Annotated in this window: 3 protein-coding genes and 1 pseudogene; 1 reads left to right on the top strand and 3 read right to left on the bottom strand. The window is 72.3% G+C overall.

Annotation, left to right across the window (positions count from 1 at the left end; all coding sequences use genetic code 11):
• Positions 1 to 41: 41 nt before the first annotated feature.
• Positions 42 to 845 carry a hypothetical protein gene (locus AC1DZ6_RS22240; protein WP_477099299.1) on the bottom strand — a complete coding sequence of 268 codons (804 nt, stop codon included), beginning with the start codon at positions 843 to 845 and terminating at the stop codon, positions 42 to 44.
• Positions 846 to 966: 121 nt separating this feature from the next.
• Between AC1DZ6_RS22240 and ispG the strand changes: the two genes are divergently transcribed.
• On the top strand, positions 967 to 2106 hold the full coding sequence (ispG, locus tag AC1DZ6_RS22235; RefSeq protein WP_477099298.1) for a flavodoxin-dependent (E)-4-hydroxy-3-methylbut-2-enyl-diphosphate synthase: 1140 nt from the start codon (positions 967 to 969) through the stop codon (positions 2104 to 2106).
• A 127-nt stretch (positions 2107 to 2233) separates the two neighbouring features.
• On the opposite strand, the gene AC1DZ6_RS22230 is transcribed toward ispG, so the two are convergent.
• Complete coding sequence (locus AC1DZ6_RS22230) at positions 2234 to 2620, bottom strand: OsmC family protein (protein ID WP_477099297.1); 387 nt, start codon at positions 2618 to 2620, stop codon at positions 2234 to 2236.
• An 88-nt stretch (positions 2621 to 2708) separates the two neighbouring features.
• Positions 2709 to 3108, bottom strand: a pseudogene (locus AC1DZ6_RS22225) (PLP-dependent aminotransferase family protein); the annotation flags it as partial.

Raw genomic sequence — 3108 nt, 5'->3', positions numbered from 1 at the left:
CCCGGGCACAAGGCCCGGGATGCCGATGGCGAGGACCGACCCTAGCCCCGCCGCCCGCCCGACTTCGCGAATAGCAGGTCCGACCAGTTCCACGCGCGCGACCCCAGCGCCAGGCGCGGCGCGCCGGGGGTGTCGCTGAGCGAGATCAGCACCAGGCCTCGCATCGGGTCGGACCGGCAGGCCTTGGGCGCGAACGCCACCTCCAGCATGATCAGTTCGCGCACGCCGGCCAGGCCCTTGCCCTCCTGGCCCGGGCTCTGCACCCAGTCGCCGTTCCAGACCAGCACGGCCTTTCCCCTGGCCGCCGCCTCGGGGTGAACCTGCATCATCGCCGCGCGGACGCGCGGGTTCTTGCGCAGGGCGTCCTGCAGGAGCCGGACCATGTCGCAACCGCCGCCGCCCGGGCCCGTCCCCGCGCCGCCGGCGCCCGAGCCGTTGCCGGCCGTGGCCGCGCCGATCAGGTCGGCCTCGCCCAGTTCGGCGACCACCACCGGCTTGGGCGCGGGCTTGGCGGGCAGGGGCTCGACCTGCGGCGGCGGGACCAGCTTCGGCGGGCGGACGGGCAGCTTGGGCGGCGAGACCTTGGCCGGGGCCGGATCGCCGGCCGGTTCGGGCGCCAGCTTGGGCGGTTCGGGCGGCGGCGGGGGCGGCTCGTACAGGGCCACGGTGATCGGTTCGGGCTCGGGCGGGGTCGGCGGGTGGACCCGCACCGCCATCACGGCCAGCAGCAGGCCCGCATGCGCCGCGAGACTGAGTGCGCCGGCGATCAGGCCGTCCGTCCTCGCCCGCCGGCGGCGGACCGGCGTCGGGACCAGGGGATCGTACGGCTGCGGTCGCCCGCTCATCGAAACTCCAGAGCCGTCTTTGGGACCGCCTAGAGACCACCCGCCCGAGTCAGGATCATGGCGCCCGCGACATTTACGCGACGCACTTGGGTTCCGCCGCCAAACCCCTTAGATTGACGGCATGGCCGCAGACCACACCCACCTCCGCCCCTGGCGCTCGATCGAGCGCCGGCAATCGCGCAAGATCCGCGTCGGCAATGTCGAGGTGGGCGGCGACGCGCCGATCACCGTCCAGTCGATGACCAACACCCTGACCAGCGACGCCGCCGCGACGCTGGAGCAGATCCGCCAGTTGGAGGAGGCCGGCGCCGACATCGTCCGCGTCTCGTGCCCCGACACCGACTCGACGGCGGCCTTCAAGACCATCGCCCGCGAGAGCCGCGTGCCGCTCGTGGCCGACATCCACTTCCACTACAAGCGCGGCATCGAGGCGGCCCAGGCCGGCGCGGCGTGCCTGCGGATCAATCCGGGCAATATCGGTTCGCCCGACCGCGTGCGCGACGTCATCCAGGCGGCCCGCGACCACGGCTGCTCGATGCGGATCGGCGTCAACGCCGGCTCGCTGGAGCGTGAGCTGCTGGAAAAGTACGGCGAGCCGTGCCCCGACGCCATGGTCGAGAGCGCCCTGAACCACGCCCGCATCCTGCAGGACCACGACTTCCACGAGTTCAAGATCTCGGTGAAGGCTTCGGACCCGTTCATGACGGTGGCCGCCTATTACCAGCTGGCCGAGCGCATCGACTGCCCGCTGCACCTGGGCGTCACCGAGGCCGGGGCTTTGCGCACCGGCACGGTCAAGTCGTCGATCGGCATCGGCTCGATGCTGTGGGCCGGCATCGGCGACACCATCCGCGTGTCCCTGGCCGCCGACCCGGTCGAGGAGATCAAGGTCGGCTTCGACATTCTCAAGTCGCTGGGTCTGCGCCACCGGGGCGTCAACATCATCGCCTGTCCGTCCTGCGCGCGTCAGGGCTTCAACGTCATCAAGACGGTGGAGGCCCTCGAGCAGCGCCTGGCCCACATCAGCCAGCCGATGTCGCTGTCGATCATCGGCTGCGTGGTCAACGGCCCCGGCGAGGCGCTGATGACCGACCTGGGCTTCACCGGCGGCGGGGCCGGCTCGGGAATGATCTACATGGCCGGCAAGGCCGACCACAAACAGTCCAACGACGGCATGATCGAGCACATCGTCGAGCTGGTCGAACAACGCGCGGCCCAGTTGAAGGCCGCGGCTGAGGCCGAGGCGATCGCGGCGGAGTAGGGGCAGCCGGGACTTGCCCCCTACGGGCCTTCGGCCGTCTTCCCCCAGAGGGGGAAGAGGAAGACGCGCGTCCTCCGCCCCCTGTGGGGGCGGACAGGCGGCGAAGCCGCCAGGTGGGGGCAAGTGATCACCCCAGCGACGTCTGGATCGGCACGCCGCCCTTGATCGCCAGGGTCACCGGCGTCCGCTCGGCCACATCGGCCAGCCGCGCCCKCTGCGCCTCGTCCAGCGGACCCGTGGGGACCAGCACGCGCTCGATCCGGGGCGGGGTCTCGCCGCCGTGATAGTGCAGCTGGACCTCCAGCGCCTCCAGCGGCCATGCCTTGTGCTCGGCGTACATCTTCAGGGTCATGGCCGTGCAGGCGCCCAGCGACGCCAGCAGCAGGTCGAACGGCGCGGGCCCGACGTCCTGGCCGCCATTGCGCTCCGGCTCGTCGGCCGTCAGGGCGTGGCGGCCGGTGGTGATCGCGGTGGCGTAGTGGGCGTCGCTGATGCGGGCGGTGGCGGTCGCCATGGCGGCTCCTTGTGCGTCTCGAAACGGATTCTGGCGCGATGGTGTCGGGCGCTTCCAGGGCAAGCGCTAGAACAAATCGGCGGAAACCTCAGATCACCGCCCGCGACCGTTCGTCCGTCCCCGTCAGGGCCGCCGCGACCACGCGCAGGCCGGCTTCCAGTTCGGCGCGGTCCCGGGTCGCGCCCAGGCAGAGCCGCACGCCGCTGCTCAGGCCCGGCTCGACGACGGGAGCGCCGGGCGGGGTGACCTCGACGCCGCCGCGCAGGGCGCGACCGGCCAGGCGCTCGGCCTCCAGTTCGCCCATCGGCAGCCAAACGTGTGGGCAGGACGGCGAGGCGGGCGCCTCCATGGCCGCGCCCAGGATCTGGCGGGCCAGCGCCATGCGGGCGGTCATCTCGACCGCCACCTCGGCGACGATGGCGTCGGCCGCGCCGTCCTCGATCCACTGGGTGGCGATCAGGCCGCCGAACGCCGGCGGAGCGTAGGCC

The sequence above is a fragment of the Caulobacter sp. P1_B12_2 genome, from assembly GCF_056406675.1.
Note: the sequence above shows the minus strand (reverse complement) of the source record. Positions and strands in the feature narration are given on the sequence as shown.

Bases quoted from the DNA above. Each gene is read 5' to 3' on its own strand.
- AC1DZ6_RS22240 (WP_477099299.1), bottom strand. From the start codon at position 845: ATGAGCGGGCGACCGCAGCCGTACGATCCCCTGGTCCCGACGCCGGTC.
- ispG (WP_477099298.1), top strand. From the start codon at position 967: ATGGCCGCAGACCACACCCACCTCCGCCCCTGGCGCTCGATCGAGCGC.